Here is a 24960-nt window from a genome sequence, read left to right on the forward strand (position 1 = left end):
AATTGATTTTAGTTTTTTACAATTACATTTGCATTTTATTCTTTATCCTATATAAATAGTAGGTAATTTATTTTTGCATTCCTTTTATTATAAAACCATTTTATTATGAGAAAAAAACTAAAACTGATCATAACTCTCGTTCTTACTTTGTCGAGTAGTTTATTTTTTGCCCAAAATCAAGAAATTAACGGAACCATTACAACCGAAACAGGAATTCCGTTAGAATTTGCAACAATTCTTGTAAAAGGTTCTCAAATAAGTACTACGAGCGATGCGCTGGGGAAATTTAAAATTAAATCTTCAACAAATAACCCAACACTTATTATATCGCTATTTGGCTATCAAACCAGAGAAATTGTGGCAAAAGATCATTTTGTAGACATTCAGCTGGTTTTAGAAAATAATAGTTTAGATGAAATTGTGGTTGTTGGAAGCAGAAACCCAAAGAAAAGCAAACTGGAAACTGCAGTTCCTGTTGATGTTGTAAATCTGGCGAAAATCAGAAACACAACACCTCAGACTACAACAAATGATATTTTAACTTATTTGATTCCGTCTTTTAATTCAAACAGACAATCTTCTGCAGATGGAACAGAACATATTGATCCGGCTTCTTTAAGAGGTTTAGGCCCAGATCAGGTTTTGGTTTTAATTAATGGGAAAAGAAGACACACAACTTCATTGGTAAACTATCAAAATACGGTTGGAAATGGTTCTGTAGGTACAGATTTAAGTGCAATTCCTGCTTCGGCAATTAAACGAATTGAAGTTTTGCGTGATGGAGCGGCAGCGCAATATGGTTCTGATGCTATTGCAGGTGTTATAAATTTGGTTTTAAAAGATAATGCGGGTTTAGAAGCAAATGCTACTTATGGTTCAACATCGAGAGATGACGGACAAACTACCAATTTAAACCTGAATTACGGAACAAAAATTGGTAATAAAGGTGGTTTTATAAACTTTACTGGTGAATTTAATGACCGTCAGAAAACAAATCGTTCTCAAAATAACACTTTGATTATTTTTGATCAAACTTCTATAGGCAATGGCCCTGGTACAACTTCTTATGATTTTGCAAACGATCCTGCAGCATCTCGTCAGTTTGATGATAATTTATTAGCTCAAAATGGTTTAAAACGTGATGATTTCAATTTCCAGATTGGTGATGCTAAAATCCAAAATTTACAAGGTTTCTTTAATGCTTCGATTCCATTAAACGATCAAATTGAGTTTTATGCTTCCGGAGGTGTGAGCCACAGAAAAGGAACGGGTTACGGGTTTAGACGTTTACCAAGTGAAACAGAAAGTGTTGTGGCTTCAATTTTCCCTTTTGGTTTTCAGCCTGAATTAAACTCTGTTGTTACAGATCTTTCTTCTTCTTTTGGTTTCAAATTTAAATTTGGCGAATGGAAACTGGACTTGAGCAATACTATCGGTGAAAATAAATTTGTTTATGAGGTATCAAACACAAACAATTTTTCTTTAGGCGATGCAAGCCCGACAGAATTTAAAGCGGGAAATCATTCTTTTCTTCAAAATACTGTAAATGCCGATATTTCGAGATTGTATAAAGATGTTTTCAACGGATTGAATGTTGCTTTTGGTGCTGAATATCGTTTTGAGAAATACAAAATTGTTCCTGGTGAAGAGGCTTCTTATATCGACGGCGGCGCACAATCCTTTCCCGGATTTTCTCCTTTGAATGAAGTGAACGAAGATAGAAACAGTGTGGGTGTTTATGCTGATGTTGAAGCAGATATTACAGATAAATTTTTAGTTGGAATTGCTGGGCGTTATGAAGATTATACTGATTTTGGAAATACGATTAATGGAAAATTATCGCTGAGATATAAAATTCTGGAAAATCTTTTTGTTCGTGGCGCTATTAGTTCTGGTTTTAGAGCGCCTTCTTTACATCAGCAATATTTTAATAATATTGCAACGGATGTTGTTGACGGGGAACTTTTGAATTCGGGTATTTTTAGAAATGACAGCGATGTAGCGAAACAGCTTGGAATTCCGAAATTGAAAGAAGAGACTTCAAGAAATTATAGTTTTGGGGTTGTTTTTTCTCCAACAAAACAATTGCATATTACGGCTGATTATTACCACATTAAAATTGATAACAGAATTATTTTGACCGGAAATTTAGGAAATGATGCTTACGGAGACCCAGTTCCTGAACTTCGTGATTTGTTTGCTCAATATGGTGCGCAAACGGGGCGTTTCTTTACAAATGCAATTAATACTACTACAAACGGTCTTGATGTGGTTATTGATTATGATTTAAATGCGGGACGTGGTAAATTGAATCTTTCATTATTATACAATTACAACAACAATCAGGTTGATAATCAATTAAACAATATTCCGTCGATATTTAATGGTCAGGAAGATGTGTATTACGGGCCGCAGGAAAGAAGTTTGATCGAATCGAATACTCCTAAACACAAGGGGACTTTTGCTGTAAATTACAATATCGACAAATGGAACTTTTTATTGAGAAATACTTATTTTGGAGAAGTTATTCGTGACGGCTTCCCTTTTGGAGGAATCCAGAAACACAACGGGAAAGTGGTTACAGACTTGACTCTTGCATACAAAATAACTCCAAAAGTTCAGATTTCTTTGGGTGCGAACAATTTATTTGATGTTTTCCCGGATAAACAAATCTACGAGAACAGTTATTTTGGAGTGTTTAAATATGCACCGGTTCAAATGGGAACTACGGGGGCTTATTATTTCGGAAGAATGAGTTTTAGTTTGTAGGTGTTTAACCGCAAAAAGCGCTAAGGTTTTTATTTCTGTATGAAAGAATCTCGCAAAGCTTAATCGCAAAGTTTATTAATTGCCTCCTGCTTTAGCTGGAGGAAGTATAAGATTTATACACAAAAGGGCTTTAGCCAAACATAACCGTTTGGCTAAAGCCCTTTTTACTTTGCTTACTTTACATCCAGCTAAAGCTGGACGCCATTGAATTTTAAATATTAAACTTTGCTCCCGAAGCTTCTGGACTGCGGCTTTTCGAGATTAAAAAAGCCCCGCGGACTTTGCTAAAAACCTTAGCGCCCTTTGCGTTAAAAATCTCTGCGAACTTTTCGGTTAAAAAAAGAAAAAAGCCCCGCAAACTGCGAGGCTTCTTATCTACTAATTCGGATTTTTATTTTTTAGCAAATTTCTTCACGATTTTCTTATCACCGTTATTTAATTCGATAAGATAAATTCCTGTGCTTAACTTACTTACATCTATTGAACCTGCAACTTGTCCTGAACCAAGCTGTTGCCCTAATGTATTTAAGATTTTATATGAATAACCTTTTTCTTCTGAAAGTGAAACGTTTAATTGGCTTTCAACCGGATTAGGATATACTGTAAGTCCAGATGCTTCAGTAGTTTCAATTAATCCTGCAGCAATTTCTTCTGCAGCAACTGCTCCAGAAGCTGTAATGTTTATAGAGTAATCTTCAACTTGTCCATAAGAGAAGCCTTCACAAGATGTTGGAACCCCATTGTATTTCATAGAAATTCTTAATCTTGTTGTTCCTAAAGCAGCTGTAGCAGGAATTGTAATTGTTCCTGTTACCGGAGTCGTTTTTGATGCAGTTTTAGTCCACACTGTTTCTCCAGAATCTGAAAAATCTCCGTCTTGGTTATAATCGATGAATACTCCATAACCTTCGTTATAAATTGTCGATGTCCAGCTTGGCGTTATTGTAATAGTATAAGCAGTTCCTCTTGCTGCATTTGTAGAAATAGCAGTATAGTTTTCATAACCAGTTGTTCCTGTTGAAGTATTATTAATAGTTCCAAAAACAACTTTACCAATTCTTTCGTCGGCTGCACTGTTTCCTTGAGAAGAACAATATGTTACAGAAGCTGCAGTTGTTGTTACGTTTACTGTATTACTGGCAGTTGAAATGTTTCCGGCCGCATCTTTAGCTTTTACACTAAAAGTATAAGCTGTTAAAGCCGTTAATCCAGTTACAGTATATGAAGTTGTAGTCGAAGAACCTTTAAGTGTTGTCCCTTGGTAAATATCATAACCTGTAACCGCAACATTATCTGTAGAAGCTGTCCATGTTAAATTTGTAGTTGTCCCTGTAGTTCCAGAAGCTGCTAAACCAGTTGGCGCAGATGGTGCAGTTGTATCAGTAGAGCCGGAATATGCGGCACCAACACCTATAGCATAAAAAGCATTTGTAGTTGCAATAACTTCTGCAGAACCAGCTCCGTATAAATCAATAGCCGACTGTATTCCGTAAGTTCTTGCATTAGCATAAGTTGAGTTTGCTCCTAAGTAAAAATCTTCTAAACGAAAAGCAATTTTTTCAGCTTTATCGATAGTGATTCCAGTTACATTATAAGCATTTCCAAGATCATTTGTTCCTGATTTACCTACTGATAAGATATAAAACCAGTGATTTAAAACACCTGAGTTTGTGTGTACTCCGCATTGATCGTTACTACTAGTTGGCGTACAGTTTACATTTACCCAATTCGTTCCTCCGTAAGTATCCGGCTGTCCTTCTGCATTTGGATCACTCATAGAACGTAAAGCAATGTGTCCGCTTCTTCTTTCAATATCTTCACCCACCAGCCAGATTGATTTTGTTGGTGCTGAATGATATTCAATACAAGCCGCCCAGATATCAGAGAAAGCTTCGTTCATGGCACCAGACTCTTTTTGGTATGCTAAGTTTGCTGTATAAGTACATACGGCATGACCAATTTCATGTCCGGCAACATCAAGTGAAGTTAAAATATCAAATCCACCTGTACCGCTTCCATCTCCGTAAGTCATTACGCTTCCGTTCCAGAATGCATTATTATTGCTTGAATATCCGGCTGCAATTAAATTATAATGAACATAACTTTTAATTTTTGCACCGGCATTGTCAAAACTGTTTCTTCCATGAACAGATGACCAATAATCATAAGTCATTTCAGCTCCCCAATGTGCATCGAGTGCTCCATTGTCTTTGTTGGTGTTATTATATTCGGCTGCTGTCCAGTTATTATCAGCATCTGTAAAGTTTGTTGTTGGATAAGTAGCAGTTCTGGCAGAATTATAAGTTTGAATCCCTGTTCCGCGAGTCCCATCTAGCAAAATATAAGATGAACCGCTTAAAGTAGTTTGTATTGTCTGCGTTCCGCTGTATCGTGTTGCTGCATTTGCTGCAACAAATGCCATTTTTGATGCAGTTTCATTTTTAGCAGAATTTGAAACCTTACTTCCGTGAACATTGTCGTTCAAGTGTTTTATAGTGGCATTATAAAACAATGCTTTTCCAGTTTCAGCATCAATGTAAAGATCTCCACGGCTTAATGGTTTTGTTGCATAGATATCAAATTTGTAGGCTAAACGAACTTTGTCGCTTCCTCTTTTTTGACCTTGCTGTTCCATATCCGGAAGTAAAACCAGTTCTCCTTTTGGTTTTTCATAACCCAGTTCGCGAGCGTCTTGTGGTTTGTCCCAAAGGTATTCTGCTGCGCGGGTATAACCCAATGCTTTATTAAAAGCATCTTGTGCAGAAAGTGAAGGAGAGAGTTTCGCATTTTCGATGTTGTAATACTCACCGTTCATCGAAACTAATTTTCCATCTTTTGAATGTAAAGTATAATTGGCAAATTCTACTTTAATTCCTTGTTCATACAGTTGAAATTTCTCATGTGTATAACCTTGTTTATCAGATTCTGTTTTAATTTTTGTAAAGGATTGAGAATCTTTTAAACCTAATTGTTCTTTGAAAACTTTTTGTGATTCAGAACTTTTGTAATTCGAAAGCTCATTAAACGTAATTAAATTTGGCTGTCCGTTTTCTGAAACACTTTTCTGCTCGACGCGTTTGTCATCTTTTTGAACTTGTGCAAAGGCAGAAAAAGAAAAACTAAGAACAATTGTGGTCACAATAATTTTTGGTAATTTTTTTTTCATAATAAGTGGGGGTTTTTAGGTTTGGTTAAAATAATTTTCGAAAATCAATTAAAGTAAGTAAATACTTAAATTTCAAATAAAAGTATCTCAATTTTGTTAGATAATCGGTAAAATTTGCCGTTAATCGATAAAATGCAACATTTTTTACGTAAATTTAACTTTTATATAACAAAGCATAAGAATTTATCAACAAATATGTGCGAAAATTAATATATCAATTATTTTTAATGTACTGAAATACAGACAAAAGGCTTCAAATTGGTCAAAATAGAAATAAAAAAACCGCCCAAAAGGCGGTTTTTTTATTCTTAATATGTACAAATTGATTATGCTCTGGAAAACTTTCTTTTTAATCTAATGATAAACTCTTTCAATGTAATTTCATCATCTCTATTTGAATCATCTTCAACTAATTCAGAAATATCCTTTTTTCTATAAGGAAGAAATAAGAAGAAAGTAGAACTACTCAACTCATTTGTTGTTGTATTTGAAAACATAGCCAATAAGTAATAGAAAACCAAAAGCCTGACAAATATAAAAATCTTTCGAAAACCTTTATTTAAATGATATTTATTGTTTTCTCTGATAGCTTTAACAGTAAAATAAATCAGTTGAACGATAAAAAGCGGTATAAGAAAGTCTGATAAATATACTAAACTGTAAATATTAATTAAACACATTAATAATACTATTATAATCCAAATGGTCAAATTTGCTATAAAAAAATAGCTTCCCCATTTAATATCTATTTCAAACTTTTCCAAATGTGCGTGTTTTTAGTTCACAGCAAATCTAAATAAAAGATTACTTGTTATTGGGTCTAAAATTATAAAAAAAGAGAATCTTCATTATGAAAGATTCTCTTTTATATAAATTAATTCAAGTTGCTAGTTAATAAAGTGTAGTCCCTACGGGACAAAAATTGACATGAATAAACTGATTTCTACCAATATGTAATCTCTCCGAGATATTTTTTTGTTACTCCGTTAGGAGTTAAATATTGGCAGCAGAATAATAAAATCTGCCAGAAAAAATATCCCATAGGGATTAAACTTTTTTAGAGCCGATTTATTTATTGAATTATTAAACTAGCAACTTTAATAAATTAGTTGAAAGATTAAAATCAGATATCCATTTCGGGAATTTCGCCTTCAATTATCAAATCTGCTTCGGTTGAAGCAACAATATGCTCAACTGAAATACCTGGCGCTCGTTCTAAGAGCTTAAAACCTTTTTCTGTTACTTCGATAACTGCAAGTTCTGTTACAATCTTTTTGACGCATCCTACGCCAGTTAATGGCAAAGTACATTTTTTTAAGATTTTAGATTCTCCTGCCTTGTTCACATGCATCATCGCAACAATTATATTTTCGGCGGAAGCTACTAAATCCATTGCGCCTCCCATTCCTTTTACCATTTTTCCCGGAATTTTCCAATTGGCAATATCTCCGTTTTCAGAAACTTCCATTGCGCCTAAAATAGTTAAATCTACTTTCTGGCTGCGGATCATTCCAAAACTAAACGCCGAATCAAAAAAACTGGCTCCCGGCAATGTTGTAATAGTCTGTTTTCCTGCATTAATAATATCCGCATCCTCTTCGCCTTCAAAAGGAAAAGGTCCCATTCCCAGAACTCCGTTTTCACTTTGAAATTCAACAGCAATATCTTCTCTGACATAATTTGCAACCAAAGTTGGAATTCCAATTCCAAGGTTTACAAAATATCGGTCTTTAACTTCTTTCGCGATTCTCTTCGCTATATCTTCTTTACTAAGTGCCATACTTTTAATGTGTCAATTTGGAAATTAGATAATGTACTTTGCGTAATCTAAATAATTATCTAATTATCACATTTTCTGATTATCTAATTCTTTACTCTTACGGTGCGCTGTTCGATTCTCTTTTCAAATTTTTCTCCCTGAAAGATACGCTGTACCATAATTCCCGGAATATGAATTTGATTTGGATCTAAAGTCCCAACAGGAACCAGTTCTTCAACTTCGGCAATGGTAATTTTTCCGGCACCAGCCATACAAGCATTAAAGTTTCTTGCTGTTCCTTTAAAAATTAGGTTTCCGGCTTCATCGCCTTTCCATGCTTTTACAATAGCAAAGTCCGCTTTGAAGGCTTCTTCCATAATATGCATTTTACCATTGAATTCGCGGACTTCTTTTCCTTCTGCAACTTCAGTTCCGTAACCGGCTGGAGTAAAAAAGGCAGGTATTCCGGCTTGAGCGGCGCGGCATCTTTCTGCCAAAGTTCCCTGTGGAGTCAACTCAACTTCAAGTTCGCCCGAAAGCATCTGACGTTCGAATTCTGCATTTTCACCTACATAAGATGAAATCATTTTTTTGATTTGTTTCTTCTGCAAAAGCAGTCCTAAACCAAAATCGTCTACACCTGCATTGTTTGAAATACAAGTTAAATCTGAAATTTGAGTGTTTACTAATGCTGCAATTGTATTTTCGGGAATTCCACATAAACCAAATCCGCCAAACATAACTGTCATTCCGGTTTCAATTCCTGCAATAGCATCCTGAACATTATTAACTTTTTTTGTTATCATAACAAATGGTCTTTATTACTGTAATATTTTTGATAAAAATAAGATTTTTAGATTTAATTATATCGATTTCGTAATCATTTTGATGAATTTTATTTTAGCTGTATATAAAGACATCTCGTAGAGATTAAACATCGGTAGAAAATTTATTGGTCGTAGTGTTTTTTGTCCCGAAGGGCAATGTCATTAAGTTAAGCTTTTAGAGAATAAAATTAATTTCTCAAAGCCTTAACGTAATATTGTCATTTCGACCGAAGGGAGAAATCGCACTCGAGACTCGACAAAGATTGGCGATTATGCATGAGGAGTTTCTAGTGTGATTTCTCCCTTCGGTCGAAATGACAAAACCTTTACGACTTGGCGTCTTTGCGAGAGATTTATTCGCCATAGCGTTATAGATTTTTTCTAAACTTAATGACATTGCCCGAAGGGACTATACGTGAAGTTTATCAGGAATCTGAAAAGATGTAGTCCCTACGGGACACCTTCGAAATCTTCATTACTGCCAGCTACCGATATTTAACTCCTAACGGAGTTAAGCAACATGTTTTATAACGACGTCTCAAAAAAAATTGTATTCCAAAAAAAATCCTCTTGTATTCTTCCATACTTAGAAGATCACAAGAGAATTTATTATTTAAAAAACCAAACTTAAACTATAGTTCAAATTCGTCTGTATTTTGCTCTGTTTCTGTTGTATCTTTTACAACAGCTGGTCTTTGGTAACAATCTACTTTTATAGAAAGATTTGCCGGACGTTCAAATTCTGATTTTGAGATTTGAAGGTTTTCATCTTTATAACAAAGTTTCATGAAATAAGCCCAAACTGGTAACGCTGCAGTTGCACCTTGTCCGTAGGTTAAGCTTTTGAAACGTGCTGAACGGTCTTCACATCCTACCCAAACTCCGGTTACTAAGTTTGGAACCATTCCCATAAACCAACCGTCTGACTGGTTTTGTGTTGTTCCTGTTTTACCAGCAATTGGGTTTTTGAACATATATGGATATCCTGTCCAGCGGTTATCTCCACTTCCTCCGCCCTGCGTACGTAAACGTGCTCCAGAACCGGTTTCTGTTACACCTTCTAATAATTTGATTACTGCAAAGGCAATATCTTTATTTAAAACGTCGTGAGATTCTGGAATTGGCTCGTAAATAACCTCGCCGCTTTTGTTTTCAATTCGGCTTAAAAACTGAGGTTTTACATAAACTCCCTGATTTGCAAATGTGCTGTAAGCTGCAACCATATCTTCAACGGTAATATCTACAGCTCCTAATGCGATTGAAGGCTGTACCGGAATTTCAGTTTTTACACCTAATTTTCTAGTCAAATCTACAACGGCTTCAGGACCAGTTCTGTCAATCAATTTTGCAGAAACTGTATTGATCGAGTTTGCCAAACCTTGTTTTAAAGTTACCATTCCGCGGTATCTGTTATCAGAGTTTCTTGGTTCCCAGTCTTCTGTTACGTGGTGGCGTCCTTTATGAATCATAAATGGTCCGTCAAGAATAGAGTCGCAAGGAGACATATTTAATTCTTCAATCGCCGTTGCATAAACAAAAGGTTTGAATGTAGAACCTACTTGTCTTGCTCCCTGACCTACGTGATCGTATTGGAAATATTTGTAATTGATTCCTCCAACCCAGGCTTTAATATTTCCTGTTTGAGGTTCCATTGCCATTAATCCTGACTGCAGGAAATGTTTGTAATAACGAATAGAATCAAGCGGTGTCATAATTGTATCCCGTTCTCCTTTCCAGGTAAACACACGCATTCTTGTTTTTACTTTGAAAGAAGCAATAATATCATCTTCGCTTTTATCCATTTCTTTCATTTGCGCCCAGCGAACAGAATTTTTCATTGCCTGCATCATGATTCTGTCTGTCTCTGCTTGTGTAATATTTACGAAAGGTGCATTTTTATTGTTTTTCATTTCAATAAAAAACTGCTGCTGCAAATTTTTCATATGCTCAGAAACTGCTTCTTCTGCATATTGCTGCATTCTTGAATCGATGGTAGTGTAAATTCTTAAACCATCTTTGTAAATATCATAATCAGATCCGTCTGGTTTTTTATTTTCAGTAACCCATTTTTTCATGTAATCACGAAGATATTCTCTAAAATAAGTTGCCGTTCCTTCACGGTGGCTTTCTAATTTGAATTTCAACGCGATTGGTAAAGCCTGTAATCTTTCTTTTTCAGCCTCAGTAATCATTTTTGCTTTTGCCATCTGCGAAAGCACAACATTACGACGATTCTTAACTCCTTCAGGATTTCTAACCGGATTGTATAATCCTGAGTTTTTGAACATTCCAACCAAAATAGCTGATTCGTCCATTGTTAAATCTTTTGGATCTTTTGAGAAATAAGTCTGTGCTGCAGAACTTACTCCAACAGAATAATTCCCAAAGTCGTAAACGTTGCAGTACATAGCAAGGATTTCATTCTTGGTATATTGTCTTTCCAAACGAATGGCAATAATCCATTCTTTTATTTTTTGTACAATTCTAAAAGGAAGAAACTTCGAACCTTCGCCATGAAATAATTGTTTTGCAAGCTGCTGCGTTAATGTACTCGCTCCACCGTTTGTTCCTAAACTAGAAACGGCTCTTAGAGTTCCACGTCCGTCAATTCCTGAATGTTCGTAAAAACGAGCATCTTCTGTAGCAACTAAAGCTTCAACTAAGCTTTTTGGTAAATCGGAGTATTTAAGCTGCGATCTGTTAGTTTTGAAATATTTACCAATTACAACTCCATCTGAAGAAATAATTTCGGTAGCCAAATTAGAATCTGGGTTTTCTAAGTCTTCAAAAGAAGGCATTGAACCGAAAAATCCCCAAGAGGCAAATAAGAAGAAAGCCAGAACGCCTAAAAGCGAATAGGCAAAAATTCTCCAGAATTTTTTTTTGTAGTAATTAATATCCTTTACGGTATTGGTTTGATTGTTTTTTTTAGCAGCCATAACTATTTTTCTAATCTTTTTGTTCTATTCTAAAACCTACGTCTGTAATACCTTCTAAAGTCTCGACTCCAGGAATTTTACCTGATTCTCTAACAGCTTGTTTGATATGAACTTTGTACTTCCCTTTAAACTTCACATTTTCTTTGTAATATAGTTTACTTTCTTTAATATCAGAAAAACCATTTCCCATTAATGTTCCGTCCGGATTTGCCATTTGGTACTCTAAAGTATCAACTTTTGTAAAACCGCTTGGCGTTTCCATAGCCACAATTAAAAATAAATTATTGAAAGGATAATTGTTGTTATCTCTCAAATTTACAAACAAATTGTACTTTTTGGTAGAATCTAAAACGGGCAGGTCAAAGGTTACAACGCTGTCTTTGTGCCAGGCACTTCCAACAGACTTGTACTCGTCGAATACTCTTTTTTTATCGCACGAAAAAAGAAGTATCGCTGCCAAAAGAAGAATCCCGCTATTTTTTATTCTCATTTTTTGTGATAATTATAGGTTTTCTAGGTTCAGCTGGTTTATTTTCATTTGAATTTGGCTTGTTCGAATTGTTGTTTTTATTCGGATTCTGCTTGTTCTTATGATTTGGTTTATTTGGGTTGTTTTGTTTATTCTGCTGCTGATTTGGATTTCCTCCAGCAGGTTTATTATTGTTATTATTACTTGCCTGTTTTGGTTTTTCAGATGCTGCAGCAACTGCGTTTTCAGTATTTTTGCGTTTACGGTTTGGTTTTTTCTTTCTTTTAGGCTGATCGAAACGGGTTAAACTTTCCTGACCCATTGCGTTATTAAAGTCTTTTTCAGGCTCTAAGGTAACTTCGATTGCAAAATCTTCTAAAGAAGAAACTTTATTTTTTTGCTTATTTTCGGCTATAATTTCTTTTACCTGATCAATTTTTAAAACGTGCCAGTTGGCAAAATTATTAGTGTATGCAAACCACATTAATCCTTTAAAAATATCTTGTTTCTGGCAGACAGCATCTCCTTTTTCGGTTACCAATTTAGTATCGTAATCCGGAAAATCCTTCAATGCATCCATATAAGTATCTAACTCATAGTTCAAACAGCATTTTAGTTTACCACATTGCCCGGCTAATTTTTGCGGATTTAGTGATAATTGCTGATAACGCGCTGCCGATGTATTGACACTTCTAAAATCAGTAAGCCAGGTAGAACAGCAAAGTTCACGGCCACAGGAACCAATTCCGCCCAGACGAGCTGCTTCCTGACGGAAACCTACTTGTTTCATCTCAACTCTGGTGCTGAATTCTTTTGCAAAATCTTTAATTAAAAGTCTAAAATCGACTCTGTCATTTGCAGTGTAGTAAAAAGTTGCTTTTGATCCGTCTCCCTGGAATTCAATATCTGAAATTTTCATTTCTAGTTTATGCTGAATCGCCAATTCGCGGGCGCGAACTTTCATTGGTTCTTCGCGATCACGCGCTACAGACCAAATGTCAATATCTTTTTGAGATGCTTTTCTGTAAATTTTTGGAATCTCGTTACTATCAGGATTTACTCCTTTTTTCTTCATTTGAATTTTGACCAATTCTCCTGTCAAAGTAACAATTCCAATATCATGTCCCGGTGAAGCAACAGTTGCTACAATATCACCAATACTTAAAGTTAATTTTTCTGAATTTCTAAAGAATTCCTTACGTCCGTTTTTAAAACGAACCTCAACACAATCAAAAATCGCCTCTCCATTAGACGGACTCATGTTAGAAAGCCAGTCAAAAACCGTCAATTTATTGCAGCTGTCGGTGCCGCAAGTCCCATTATTTTTACAACCTTTTGGTGCGCCGCCATCTGAGGTTGAACAACTTGTACATGCCATAATTATATATGTAGTGCTGCTAAAACACAGCTTAAGTTCATAAACGTTTGATCGGTAAAGATAGTATTTTTTTTATTTGGCTATTTACAGATTAGTTCTAAAGGGATGTTAAATGACTAAACACCTGATTATTAAGCAAAAATATTGTAATCGAATTATCAATCGTACTTTGATTGTTTTATTTTGAAATCTTTAACTTACAATTTTATAAATTTTAAAACGTTATACTTCCTCCAATAAAAATTTAGGAATAACTTTGTACGCTTGTCAAAATTGTATTATGGCCAAGACAATAATTATTGATTTTTTAAACATGAAAACATTTCTTTTATTTATAATATTACTTCCTTTCGTTAGTTTGACTGCTCAAGTCAATGACAATAAGAAAGATACATTATTTTTTAGTATTGATAAATATTACACCTTATCTCCTTCGATCGAATTAAAGCTGTCGAATGAAAATTACAACAGGAAACTGGCGTTTGAAAAAATGCAGTTTAGACAGACTAATACAGATGGTTATATTTTTTTTAATACTGATTCTGTTTCAACAAAAGACATCAAACCCAAAAACATAGTCTCCATAAAAGATTATATTGAAAACAGAAAGTTTTATCATGACGGAAACTCTAATAAAATAGTAGATAAGTGGAAACTAAAAGATTCTTTAACAGACAAATACGTGATTTTTTTCGTTGGCAATAATGAACTAATACAAGCTAAAAGTTTAGAATATATCTCTTACTATCCTATACAGAAAGATTCAAGAATTATTGAGAATAGAAGAAAGGATACGCTTTTTTTTAAATTAGATAATAAATACATCTATGAAACCCAGCCTTCTACTACTCCAAAAAAGTATTTATTAAAAGACAGCGGCAAGTCTAAGACTGGTACATTTTTCTTTGAAGAATTTGACGAGCAAACCAGGCCCAAATTTAAATCTAAAAAGGCACTTGATTTAGAAAGTTTTATACATTCAACACGATTTTACAATGCAGAGCAGCAAATAATAAATGATCGGGATTTGTCTAACTATTTTAGCAATTATATTATTTTTCTAGACAAAGAGGTCGAAAATAAACACGATTACATTCAGATTAAATCTTCTGCAACTATAGAATAATCACACCGTTCAAACAATCCGAAAAAGAAATGAAAGGATTGGTTGAAATAAATATTAAAAACCCATATTTTAAAATAGTGAAATATGGGTTTTCTTTTTTTATGTAATATTATTTTCTAAGTCTCTTTAACGGTGATAATCTTTACCGGGCAAGCCTTAGCTGCCAATTCACAACTTTCTACAATTGTATGATTAGGCGATTTTAAAGTAAAAAATCCTTTTGCATTTACAGAATGAATCAAAACTGATTTTCCGTCTTTTTTTGACATTTGAAAATGAACCGGATCCATCTCAACACAGTAATTACAACCAATACATTTATCTCTTTGTAAAGTAACAATAACCATTATGCCTCAACGATTTTATATAATTTGTCCGACATTCTAATTCTAAACGGAAGCTTAAAAGTACAATCGTCACCTTTTGTTGCTTTTTCTGCTTCAAAATCGTTTACAAACATTTTGTCGATAATCATTTCCTGAGCGCCTGTACTTGGTCCTGTTACCAAAATTTTATCTCCAATTTTGATGTCATAAGCTTCAATTTTAAATTGGCCAACATTGGCTTTTGGGAAATAGTGCGTTCCTTTTCCAACATAAACTTTTTTCTGCGTTGCTGCAGATCCCGGAATATCACTCCATTCTCCTAATTCCTGGCCCAAATAATATCCTGACCAGAATCCACGATTGTAAACGGTTTCTAAAGTCTGCATCCAAACTGCGGTTTTTTCTTTTGAAAATGTGCCATTATAATATGCATCGATAGCTTCGCGATACGTTTTGATAACGGTTGCCACATATTCTGGAGCACGGCCGCGGCCTTCGATTTTTAAAACCTGAATTCCCGAATCGATAACCTGATCTAAGAAATCAAGCGTACATAAATCTTTTGGCGACATCATGTATTCGTTATCCAATTCAATTTCAAAACCAGTTTCCTGATCGATAACCGTATATTTTTTTCGGCAGTTTTGTTTGCACGCACCGCGATTAGCAGATGAATTATGCGAGTGCAAACTCAAATAACATTTTCCCGAAACCGCCATGCATAAAGCTCCATGACCAAAAATTTCTATTTCAACTAAATTCCCGTTTGGGCCTTTTATCTGTTCTTTCTCAATTTGAGCCGCAATATTCTTTACTTGACGTAAGCTTAATTCCCGGCTTAAAACCATAGTATCGGCAAATAAACTGTAGAATTTTATAGTTTCTATATTCGTTATATTCAGCTGGGTTGAAATGTGAACTTCCATTCCAATTGATCGTGCCATAGCAATTACAGCCTGATCAGATGCAATTACAGCCGTAATATTGGCTTCTTTGGTTTTATTCAATAATGTTTTTACAACTGATAAATCGTGATCGTAAATAATCGTGTTTAAAGTAAGATAGCTTCGAACCTTTTTTGCCTCACATCTATTCGCAATTTCTTTCAAATCCTCAATGGTAAAATTCACCGTTGAACGTGCACGCATATTAAGCTGTTCAACTCCAAAGTAAATAGAATCTGCACCATTATCTAGTGCAGCCTGTAGTGACTCAAAATCTCCGGCTGGAGACATGAGTTCGATTTTGTTGGTATCTGTCATTTTTGATTTATTATTCAAATGACAAAAATAATGTGGGTATAGATGAGATTCCTATGATTTTTATCATAGTCTAATTTTAAAAATTATTCGCAGTATATCATTAAAAAAGCCCACGATTGAAACCGTGGGCTTTGTTCTATATTATCAAAATTTAACGTAAATGCCGCAACACTCATATTAAATTCAATCTAAAATCTTGTATATTTTATCAGACAATCTAATTCTGAAAGGAACCTCAAAAGTAACCTTATCACCAATTTTAGCAGTTGTAGTTTCGACTCCGTTAACAATTAGTTTTTCTAAAACCAATTCCTGATTACCAGTAGTTGGACCGGAAATTAAGATTTTATCACCGCTGTTTAACTCTTGGTTTTCAATAGTAAACTGCCCCACTTGAGCTTTAACGTAATAATGTTCTGCTTTTCCAAGAAGTACTTTCTTTACTTTTACTTTCTGACGAATATCAACTGGTTTCTCGGCTGCTGCCAAAGCAGAATTCGGCAATTCGCCTGAATGTTTGAATTTTAGATTTTCAGATTTTCCTTTTCTAAAAACTTTGTTTCCAACTTGTTTTCCGGTTCTTAAACGAACCTGATCAACCAAAGGCATATGGATAATCTCCAAACATTCTGTAGAACAGCAGTTTTCCATTGTGGCTTTACATTCATCACATTGAATAAACAATAAGTGACAGCCGTCATTTTCGCAGTTTGTATGATTATCGCAAGGTTTTCCGCATTGGTGGCATTGTGAAATAATATCATCGGTAATTCTTTCACCAAGACGATTATCGAATACAAAGTTTTTACCAATGAATTTGCTTTCTAAACCTTCTTCTTTAAGCTGTTTGGCGTAATTGATAATTCCACCCTCTAATTGAAACACATTTTTAAAGCCTTGGTGTTTAAAATAAGCACTTGCTTTCTCGCAGCGAATCCCTCCGGTACAATACATTACCAGATTTTTATCTTCTTTATGGTTTTGAAGCTGTTCGTTAATTATTGGTAAACTTTCTCTAAAAGTTTCAACATCTGGAGTAATCGCATTCTTAAAATGTCCCACTTCACTTTCGTAGTGATTTCTAAAATCAACAACAATCGTATTCGGATCATCTAAAATCTCGTTGAATTCTTTGGCTTTCAAGTGAACGCCAATATTTGTTACATCAAAAGTATCATCGTTCAAACCGTCGGCAACGATTTTATGACGCACTTTAATAGTTAATTTTAAAAAGGAATGATCATCATGTTCTACAGCTTCATTTAAACGAATGCCTTTCATGAAATCATAAACTTCAAGAGTTGCTCTAAAAGCCTCCAAATTTTCGGCAGGAATACTCATTTGAGCATTTATTCCTTCATTGGCAACATAAATTCGGCCTAAAGCATCAAGTGCGTTCCAGGCTAGGAATAAATCATCGCGAAATTTTTTGGGATCTTCAATTTTGGCATACGCATAGAAAGACAACGTAAGACGTTGTTTACCTGCATCATCGATCATGACAGCTCTTTCTTCTGCGCTCAAAGTGTTATACAGTTGCATGCTATAAACAGTTTTAAGTTAAGAATATATAATCGAATTCTATTTTTCTGAGCGAATTCGGGCGCAAAGGTAGGCTTTTCTTTGCAATTTTAAAACAATTAAAAAGCACCAGTTTTGAACCATATAGGTAATATAAGTTCATTTCATTTTTTCTTACAGATTCTAAATCCCATTATTTTGCTTTACAGATTTATTCCGTTGCTAAAAAACAAACATTGTTTATCAATACGTTACAAAATATTTCTTACATTTATAAAGCACAATTTTAACATTTATGATTATGAATGCTTTAAAACTACCCAAACCACTCTTCCCAATTCTTTTATTTTTAACCATCTTCAGCTCTTGCAAAAAAGAAGAAAAGAAAGCCCCGCCTCCCATGCAGGCACCGTTCGTAACTGTTAAAAGTGAAGATGTCCCCATCTATAAAGATTTTGCCGGACAGACTTTTGGAGATTTAGACATTGAATTAATCGCCAGAGTTGATGGAATTTTAACCGGAATTCATTTTAAAGAAGGTCAACGAGTTAAAAAGGGACAATTATTATACACCATTGATCCGCTGGAATACGATACAAAAGTGGAACAAGTGCGCGGCCAGGTAGCTGCAGCACAAAGCAATGTTGTAAATGCCGAAGAAGAATTAAAAAGAATTCGGCCGCTTGCAGATATGAATGCCGTTAGTAAAAGAGAATTAGATGCGGCTGTAGCCAAAGACAAAGCAGCAAAATCTAACTTAAACAGCATTCAGGCAAGTTTACGAAATCAGCAGATAGAAAGAAGTTACTGCAATATTCAATCCCCAATCGACGGCGTTATTGGTCTTTCAAATGCCAGATTAGGAGACTATATTACCAAAATTGGAAACGATTCTAAATTAAATACCGTTTCAAAACTAGAAAAAGTCAGAGTTCAGTTTACAGTTAGTGAATCCAATTACTTGCAATATCAAAAACAAGTCAAAGACGGAGAGCGAATTACGGATCTTGCATTAATACTTTCTGACGGAAGTACACATCCATACAAAGGAAGTCTCAATTTTTCCGACACCAAAATAGACCCAACAACAGGAACCGTAACCATTGAGGCACAATTTCCCAACCCGGACGGAACTTTACGATCCGGACAATTTGCTAAAGTTCGCGTTTTACTTCGAACTCAAAAAGATGCCATTGTGGTTCCTCAAAAAGCTGTAACCGAAATTCAAGGGCTTTTTCAGGTTTCTATTATTGACGATAAAAACACCATTCAAACCCGAATGGTCGAAGTTGGACAGAAAATTGGTGTCGACTGGATTATTACTAAAGGTTTAAAGCCCAACGAAAAAGTCGCCATTATCGGCAATCAGTTTATTCAGCCTGGATCAACTGTTGTCCCGGTTCCTTACGTAGCCGATAAAGATAAAAAGCAAATTGCATCATCTCTAAACAATTAAACTATGGATAATTTCTTTGTAAGACGACCAATCGTTGCTATCGTACTTTCCATATTTATTGTTCTTATTGGAGGACTTTCGATCCTGTCAACACCCATTGCACAATATCCTGAAATTGCGCCGCCATTAGTCCAGGTTTCTACAAGCTACCGTGGAGCCAACGCACTAAATGTTGAACAAGCCGTTGCAACACCCATCGAACAAAAAGTAAATGGTGTTGAAAATATGCTTTACATGCAGTCGACCAATACAGGTGACGGAAGTATGACCCTTTCGATCACTTTTGATATGGGAACAGATCTGGACAATGCCACAATGTTAACCCAAAACAGAGTTGCCGAAGCCACCAACAAACTCCCAAATGATGTAAAAACAACCGGAGTTACAACCAAAAAGTCATTATCAATGCCCATGTTGATTTTATCTTTATATTCTCCAAACAAAACTTTCGACAACAACTTTTTGACCAATTATGCGAGCATCAACATTGTAGATGCACTCGCCCGTATCAAAGGTGTTGGAGAAGTTACCCTTTACGGAGGAAGTAATTATGCCATGCGAATCTGGGTCAAGCCCGATATCATGGCCAAATACAACTTAACGGTTCCCGATATTATACGATCAATCCAAGAACAAAATGCCATTGCGCCCGGAGGAAAATTTGGAGCGCCGCCCGCAACCCAAAACAATGAATTCACCTATAACGTAATGCTGAAAGATCGTTTGGTAAATCCCGAAGATTTTGAAAACATCATTTTAAAATCAAACATCAGCAATCAGCAGGTTCGATTGAAGGATGTTGGAACCGTAACACTCGGAACCGAAAGTTATGCATCAGTTGCCAAACTCAACGGGAATCCCGCAGGAACTATCGGAATCAAACAAATGCCGGGTTCCAACGCTCTTGAAGTTGCCGAAAATGTAAAAAATACAATTGAACAGCTCAGCAAAAGATTTCCTCAGGATTTAAAATATGCCGTTTCTTTAGACACGACTTTAGCCATTTCAGAAGGAATCAACGAAATCATGCATACTTTGGTCGAAGCCATTATTCTGGTAATTCTGGTAGTTTTTATATTCCTGCAAAACTGGCGTGCGACCTTAATCCCGCTTTTAACCGTTCCTGTTTCTTTGATTGGGGTATTTATGCTTTTCCCGTTACTCGGATTTTCTATAAATGTACTTTCCCTGTTAGGATTAGTACTCGCCATTGGGATTGTCGTCGACGATGCCATTGTGGTTGTTGAAGCCGTAATGCATCACATTGAGCAGGGAATGTCGCCTCGGGAAGCCACAAACCAAGCCATGCGCGAAGTTTCGGGGCCGGTAATTGCAATTGCGATTGTATTAACAGCCGTTTTTATTCCAGTTGCTTTAACCCCTGGAATTACCGGAAGATTGTATCAGCAATTTGCGATTACAATTGCTATTTCAGTGATTTTCTCTGCATTAAGTGCTTTGACTTTAAGTCCGGCTTTATGTTCTCTTTTGCTAAAACCCAATCAGGAAACGAAAGGCTGGCTCGGAAAATTCTTCAAATGGTTTAATGTTAAGTTTGGTGCTTTTACCAATAAATACACGGGATTTTCAGGATATTTAATTAAAAAAACAGCCCGAAGTTTAATTTTTATCGGAATTGTAGTTGGGGCTATTATTCTTTTGGGAGGAAAAATTCCGGGTGGATTTGTTCCCGAAGAAGACCAAGGTTATATGTTTGTCAATATTGAACTTCCCGGTGCTTCTTCTTTAGAAAGAACCAGTAAAGTCATTCAAAAAGTAGAACACATTTTATCTAAAAATCAAGGTGTTGAATATTATACTTCGGTTGCTGGTTTTAGTTTAATTAAAAACTCGGTGGCAACCAATAACGGATTTTTCTTCGTTGCCTTAAAAGAATGGAAAGAACGCGAACAAGATGTTTTTCAAATTTTGAAAGAAGTCAACGGAAAAGTGGTTTTCGGAATACCCGAAGCTACTGTTTTTGCTTTTGGGCCTCCGCCGATTACCGGAATTGGAAACGCTGCCGGATTCTCGATGATGCTTCAGGATAAAGAAGGAAATACTCCGCAGTATCTTTTCCAGAATGCACAGCAATTTATGGCCGAAGCAAAAAAACGACCCGAAATAGGAACCATTCGAACGACCTTCAACCCAAATGTTCCGCAAATTAGCCTTGATATTGATCGGGAAAAAGTATCAGAACTAAACCTTTCTTTATCCGATGTCAATCTTGCCATTGGTGCCAGTTTGGGCGGACAATACATAAATGAATTCAATAAATTTGGGCGACAGTATATTGTTTTGCTTCAGGCAGATCCAAGTTTTACTGTAAATCCCGAAGACATTAATAAAATCTTTGTCCGAAGTCGGGATAATAAAATGATTCCTATTACGAGTATTGCTGCAATTCGCAAAGAAAGCGGGCCAGAATTTACAACTCGTTTTAACTTGTATCGTGCGGCCGAAATTGGAGGAACGCCCGCTCCCGGATTTACTTCGGCGGAAGCCATGACTGCATTACAGGAAACCGCTGCGAAAGTTCTCCCGGCCGGAATGGGTTATGAATGGGCAAATATGAGTTATCAGGAAAAACAAGCCGAAGGAAAAGGAAATACGGTTTTTATCATGGCGTTGTTTTTCGTGTTTCTAATTCTTGCTGCACAATACGAAAGCTGGAAATTACCTTTCAGCGTTTTACTCGGAACTCCTTTTGCTGTTTTTGGTGCTTTCCTCGGCTTATATCTCTGTCGATTATTAAGTCCCGATTATGTAAATAATGTTTTTGCTCAAATTGGTCTTGTAATGCTGATTGGTCTCGCGGCCAAAAATGCTATTTTGATCGTAGAATTTGCCAAAGAAGAATATGAAAAAGGAATGCCGGTTAAAGAAGCCGCATTGTACGCTGCTAAATTACGTTTTAGACCGATTTTAATGACGGCCTTTGCTTTTATCTTGGGAGTTGTTCCGTTGTTAACCGCAAGTGGAGCGGGAGCTCAAGCCAGAAAAGTAATGGGAATGACGGTTTTTAGCGGAATGCTGGTCGCCACCGTTTTAGGTGTTTGTTTGATTCCGGTGTTATTTGTATTTATTGAAACATTCGGAAAGAAAAAATCTGAGAAAATCGATGAACCTAAAGAGGAAGAAAAATGAAAAATCTAAAAATACTTTCAGTGTTATTTTTGATGGTTGTTTTTCCTTACGGATGCATGGTTGGACCAAAATATGTTAAACCCGAACAACCTCAGGCAGATACTTTCCGTTTTGGCGATCAATCCAGAGACACAACAAAATCTGTTACAGCCATAAAATGGTCATCGATATTTAACGATGATGTCTTGATTGGCCTGATAGAAAAAGGAATTCAAAACAATTATGATCTTAAAATTGCTTTGGCGCGTTTAGAACAGGCAAAAGCTAATCTCGGAATCGCAAAAGCTGATTTGTTTCCTGCTTTTCAATATTCGGGTCAGGTAAATAGTGCCGAAACCATTATGCAGCCATCATCGGCTTTAGCAAATATGTCTTGGGAACTGGATTTTTGGGGAAAATACCGTCATCAGAACAAAGCTTTGCAAAATGAACTTTTGGCCACCGATGAAGCCCGAAAAGTGATTCTGTCGAATATTGTCAGCACTATTGCCATTTCTTACTTTGAATTGCGTGATTTCGACAATCAATTGGAGATTACGACACATACTTTGGAAACCAGACAAAAGGCGTACGACATTATTAACGAACGTTTTATAAGCGGTTATGTTGCTGAATTGGATAAAGTTCAAATTGAACAGCAAGTCGCGATTGCCGAAGCGAATATTCCGTTAATCAAAAGACAGATTACGGCTCTGGAAAATTCAATTTCTATTTTGGTAGGGCAAGTTCCGCAGCCCATTCAGCGTGGGAAAACGAATAGCGAATTATTGATTTTAACGACTTTCCCTACTTCAGTTCCATCGGCTTTATTAGAAAACAGGCCCGATGTAAAACGTCAGGAATATTTATACAAAGCAGCTTATGAAAGAATTGGTGTTGCGCAGGCATTGCGTTATCCGTCTTTTAATATTGCTGCCGTTGCAGGTTTTACCAGCGTTATGGTAGGTGATTTATTTAACGATGGTTCTTATATGCAAAATGTTGGCGGAGGAGTTACGGGTCCAATTTTCAACTTCGGAAAAAACAAACGCCGCGTTGATGTAAACCGCCAATTGGCCGAAGAAGCAAAATTCAATTTCCAGAAAACATATTTAACGGCCATTTCTGAAGTAGAAAATTCCCTTCAAAACGTGGCAATGTTCAAAGAAGAATGGACTGCCCGAAACCGACAGGTTGTAGCCGCACAAAAAAACTATGATCTTTCAAACGCAAGATATTACAATGGTTATGTTTCATATCTGGAAGTTCTGGACGCTCAAAGATCTTTGTTTGAAGCGCAATTAAGTCTTTCGCAATTAACCCAAAAACAATTAAGTTCAATGGTTCAGTTGTATAAAGCATTGGGCGGAGGATGGAATTGATTTTTTTAAAGTTGCTAAGGTTCTGAGATGCTAAGATTCTAAGGTTTCTCAACATTTCTAATAGAAGTTTATCTTTTTCTTTTTTATATCAGGTTATCATTCCGTAGGAATGTTTCATCGGTAGAAAAAAAACAGGAATCACCCACATTTGCGTTCCGTAGGAACGTTTGATCTTGTTAGATTATAAAAAAATGATATCAAAACCAAACGTTCCTACGGAACGTAAAATAATGATAACAATATAATTTTCTACTGATAAAATGTTCCTGCGGAACAAGGAAATATATAAAATGAAAAGAGGGCTGTTTCAATTTTGAAACAGCCCTCTTTTTAATCTTTGTACCTCTGTACCTCTGCCTCTTTGAACCTAAAATCTTACAATCTTAGCATCTCAGAGCCTTAGTAACTTAAAAATTAACAGAATTCATTAAACGCATCTTGCAGGTTCTCAGCAATTAATTCAGCTGGGCGGCCTTCGATGTGGTGACGTTCTAACATGTGAACCAATTCTCCGTTTTTGAACAAAGCCATAGATGGCGATGAAGGAGGAAAAGGAAACATATGCTGTCTTGCGGCATCAACTGCTTCTTTGTCAACACCAGCAAAAACTGTAATAAGGTGATCTGGTTTTTTAGCCCCTTCTAAACTCATTTTTGCTCCCGGACGTGCATTTCTTGCAGCGCATCCGCAAACAGAGTTTACAACAACTAAAGTGGTACCTTCGGCTTTGATAGCATTCTCAACAGCTTCGGCACTATGTAAATCTTGAAACCCGACAGCTGTTAATTCAGCTTCCATTGGTTTTACCATTTCTAGTGGATACATATTCTTGTTCTTTTAAATTTTTACTTCTGAACTGCAAAGTTACAAAGTTTACTCGCAACTACTTAATTTGAAGTATAAAGTTTTGTTATAGTTCGATATTAAATTTTAAATCGCACAGAATATCTTAGAACCTTCTAAGGTCTTCCCTATTTTGTCCATTGCAGTATGTAAGACTATTAAACAGCTACTTGTTTTATTTTTTTATCAGGGAATTGATAATTGTATTGTTTCAAATGACTGTTTTTGCCTCTCTTATGTCTGGTTGTTAAAACAGTCGATTTATTTTGTTCCGCAATTTCGATGGTTGAAAGATAATTGGTCAAATACTTTTTCAGTATTTGTATTTTATCGACTTCTATAGAGTAAATTGTTTTTTTTCCTTCGTTTTTTATATTTACCAGACTTGCTTTTTTTAATTCCAGCAAGTGCTTGGATATTGTTGATTGTGCCAACGGAATTAAGTCAACAATTTCGCCACAGGTTCTATTATCTTTTCTCCATAAAAGAGTCATAATTTGAATTCTTGCAGGATGACCAAGTGCTTTGCAAATCTTCCCAATCGCCTCTGTTTCTATATCAAATTTTAAACGTTTCGCAGTTCCCATATTCCTACCAATTAATTTGTT

The 24960-nt window shown here is 35.7% G+C and carries 17 protein-coding genes; 5 read left to right on the top strand and 12 right to left on the bottom strand.

What is annotated here, in order from left to right; genetic code table 11:
* Positions 1-105 precede the first annotated feature (105 nt).
* Positions 106-2769 carry a TonB-dependent receptor gene (locus AABD74_RS04360; protein WP_406844786.1) on the top strand — a complete coding sequence of 888 codons (2664 nt, stop codon included), beginning with the start codon at positions 106-108 and terminating at the stop codon, positions 2767-2769.
* 391 nt (positions 2770-3160) lie between these two features.
* Here the strand turns inward: AABD74_RS04360 and AABD74_RS04365 are convergent, their stop codons facing one another.
* The 7 genes from AABD74_RS04365 to AABD74_RS04395 form a co-directional block, all read right to left on the bottom strand.
* A complete protein-coding gene (locus AABD74_RS04365; protein ID WP_406844787.1) occupies positions 3161-5935 on the bottom strand; it encodes a M4 family metallopeptidase in 2775 nt (924 codons plus the stop codon).
* Positions 5936-6261: 326 nt separating this feature from the next.
* The gene (locus AABD74_RS04370) at positions 6262-6699 is read right to left on the bottom strand and encodes a hypothetical protein (RefSeq protein ID WP_406844788.1); all 438 of its coding nucleotides are present in this window, start codon (positions 6697-6699) and stop codon (positions 6262-6264) included.
* A 359-nt stretch (positions 6700-7058) separates the two neighbouring features.
* Positions 7059-7715, bottom strand: a complete 657-nt coding sequence (locus AABD74_RS04375) for a CoA transferase subunit B (protein ID WP_232679934.1) — start codon at positions 7713-7715, stop codon at positions 7059-7061.
* Between the two features lie 83 nt (positions 7716-7798).
* Positions 7799-8500, bottom strand: a complete 702-nt coding sequence (locus tag AABD74_RS04380) for a CoA transferase subunit A (protein WP_406844789.1) — start codon at positions 8498-8500, stop codon at positions 7799-7801.
* A gap of 653 nt (positions 8501-9153) precedes the next feature.
* Positions 9154-11460 (bottom strand): penicillin-binding protein 1A, encoded by a 2307-nt coding sequence (locus AABD74_RS04385; protein WP_232679930.1) that lies wholly within the window; start codon positions 11458-11460, stop codon positions 9154-9156.
* A 10-nt stretch (positions 11461-11470) separates the two neighbouring features.
* The gene (locus tag AABD74_RS04390) at positions 11471-11950 is read right to left on the bottom strand and encodes a gliding motility lipoprotein GldH (protein WP_232679928.1); all 480 of its coding nucleotides are present in this window, start codon (positions 11948-11950) and stop codon (positions 11471-11473) included.
* Positions 11934-13307, bottom strand: coding sequence for a stage 0 sporulation family protein (locus tag AABD74_RS04395; protein WP_406844790.1), 1374 nt, complete (start codon positions 13305-13307; stop codon positions 11934-11936). The genes AABD74_RS04390 and AABD74_RS04395 overlap by 17 nt, the downstream gene beginning before the upstream one ends.
* 313 nt (positions 13308-13620) lie before the next feature.
* Here AABD74_RS04395 and AABD74_RS04400 point away from each other — a divergent pair, with 313 nt between their 5' ends.
* Positions 13621-14433 (top strand): hypothetical protein, encoded by an 813-nt coding sequence (locus AABD74_RS04400; RefSeq protein ID WP_232679923.1) that lies wholly within the window; start codon positions 13621-13623, stop codon positions 14431-14433.
* 116 nt (positions 14434-14549) lie between these two features.
* Here AABD74_RS04400 and AABD74_RS04405 read toward each other — a convergent pair whose 3' ends face one another.
* From AABD74_RS04405 to AABD74_RS04415, 3 genes are all read right to left on the bottom strand, one after another.
* Positions 14550-14780: a ferredoxin gene (locus AABD74_RS04405; protein ID WP_042563582.1), complete on the bottom strand. Its 231-nt coding sequence runs from the start codon at positions 14778-14780 to the stop codon at positions 14550-14552.
* The gene (locus tag AABD74_RS04410) at positions 14780-16021 is read right to left on the bottom strand and encodes a peptidase U32 family protein (protein ID WP_406844791.1); all 1242 of its coding nucleotides are present in this window, start codon (positions 16019-16021) and stop codon (positions 14780-14782) included. The genes AABD74_RS04405 and AABD74_RS04410 overlap by 1 nt, the downstream gene beginning before the upstream one ends.
* A gap of 183 nt (positions 16022-16204) precedes the next feature.
* Positions 16205-17563: a rhodanese-related sulfurtransferase gene (locus tag AABD74_RS04415; protein ID WP_406844792.1), complete on the bottom strand. Its 1359-nt coding sequence runs from the start codon at positions 17561-17563 to the stop codon at positions 16205-16207.
* 280 nt (positions 17564-17843) lie between these two features.
* Between AABD74_RS04415 and AABD74_RS04420 the strand changes: the two genes are divergently transcribed.
* From AABD74_RS04420 to AABD74_RS04430, 3 genes are read left to right on the top strand one after another with little or no spacing between them, the layout of a single operon-like run.
* Positions 17844-18998 (top strand): efflux RND transporter periplasmic adaptor subunit, encoded by a 1155-nt coding sequence (locus AABD74_RS04420; RefSeq protein WP_232679916.1) that lies wholly within the window; start codon positions 17844-17846, stop codon positions 18996-18998.
* Positions 18999-19001: 3 nt separating this feature from the next.
* A complete protein-coding gene (locus AABD74_RS04425) occupies positions 19002-22148 on the top strand; it encodes an efflux RND transporter permease subunit (RefSeq protein WP_406844793.1) in 3147 nt (1048 codons plus the stop codon).
* Positions 22145-23509, top strand: coding sequence for an efflux transporter outer membrane subunit (locus AABD74_RS04430; protein ID WP_406844794.1), 1365 nt, complete (start codon positions 22145-22147; stop codon positions 23507-23509). Before AABD74_RS04425 ends, AABD74_RS04430 begins: the two co-directional genes overlap by 4 nt.
* A 414-nt stretch (positions 23510-23923) precedes the next feature.
* Here the strand turns inward: AABD74_RS04430 and AABD74_RS04435 are convergent, their stop codons facing one another.
* Both AABD74_RS04435 and AABD74_RS04440 read right to left on the bottom strand, forming a co-directional pair.
* Positions 23924-24334, bottom strand: a complete 411-nt coding sequence (locus AABD74_RS04435) for a BrxA/BrxB family bacilliredoxin (RefSeq protein WP_406844795.1) — start codon at positions 24332-24334, stop codon at positions 23924-23926.
* A 176-nt stretch (positions 24335-24510) separates the two neighbouring features.
* Positions 24511-24939: a helix-turn-helix transcriptional regulator gene (locus AABD74_RS04440; protein WP_232679910.1), complete on the bottom strand. Its 429-nt coding sequence runs from the start codon at positions 24937-24939 to the stop codon at positions 24511-24513.
* Between the last annotated feature and the right edge of the window lie 21 nt (positions 24940-24960).

It is taken from the genome of Flavobacterium soyae (assembly GCF_045348165.1).
GTDB classification, from domain to species: Bacteria; Bacteroidota; Bacteroidia; order Flavobacteriales; family Flavobacteriaceae; genus Flavobacterium; species Flavobacterium soyae.